Source organism: Actinomadura logoneensis (assembly GCF_003428695.1).
In the GTDB taxonomy this organism is placed as follows: domain Bacteria; phylum Actinomycetota; class Actinomycetes; order Streptosporangiales; family Streptosporangiaceae; genus Spirillospora; species Spirillospora logoneensis.
Genome location: NZ_QURH01000392.1, coordinates 1 through 732, shown reverse-complemented (window position 1 = coordinate 732; position 732 = coordinate 1). Strand labels below are relative to the sequence as shown.

Sequence of the window (732 nt, the reverse complement as noted above, 5' to 3'; positions counted from 1 at the left end):
GGCGCGGGCGGCGAGGGCCAGCGCGCGGGTCGGCTCGTCCACCAGGTCGCGCGGGCGTGCCGGGACGACGGCCGTGCGCACGCCTCCCGCCGCCGCGGCGGCTCCGGCGAGCTCGTCCGGTCCCGCCCCGCCGGACGGGACGTTCACCACGAACTCGTCCACCACGCCGTCGGTCCCCATCTGGACGGTCAGCCCGAGGATGTTCGCGCCGCGCGCGGCCAGCGCCGCGGTCAGGGCGGCGAGACGGCCGGGGCGGTCCTCGATCTCGGTGCGGATGCGCAGCAGCGGCATGGGCCTGTCCCTCCGGGTCGCGACGGTCCGGTGCGGGTGCCGGGCCGTGGTCGTCCGGGCCACTGTCGCCCGCCGGTGTTACGGAACCGCTACACCGGCGTGAGGTGAGAGTTTCACCTTCACCTCCGGCCTTGAGCGGGCCGGGGCGAGCGCCTAGCGTTCCGTAAGTGATCTGCGTCCTGTCCGCTCCCGGCGGAGCTTTCCGCCGCGCGGGGCGGTGAGCGAGGAGCTGCGCACCGGGCGGCTGGCGCTGCGCCCGGTGGGCCCGGGCGACCACGCGGCGCTGCTGGCGCACTGGACGGGCCCGCTCGTCCGCCGCCACCTGTTCGGCGACCGCCGGGTCTCGGCCCGGCAGGTCACCGAGATCATCGCCGCCAGCCGGCGGGACTTCGCCGCCTCGGGCTACGGCCTGTGGGCGCTGCGCCCGGCCCTGCGCCGGCC

Annotated in this window: 1 protein-coding gene and 1 pseudogene; one reads left to right on the top strand and one right to left on the bottom strand. The window is 77.6% G+C overall.

All coding sequences use genetic code 11. The features are described 5' to 3' along the window. Positions 1-291 (bottom strand): ACT domain-containing protein (locus DZF91_RS22900; RefSeq protein ID WP_117359467.1); only part of this gene is annotated, 291 nt, incomplete at its 3' end. A 217-nt stretch (positions 292-508) separates the two neighbouring features. Here DZF91_RS22900 and DZF91_RS22895 point away from each other — a divergent pair. Beyond that, positions 509-732 (top strand): annotated as a pseudogene (locus DZF91_RS22895) (GNAT family N-acetyltransferase); the annotation flags it as partial.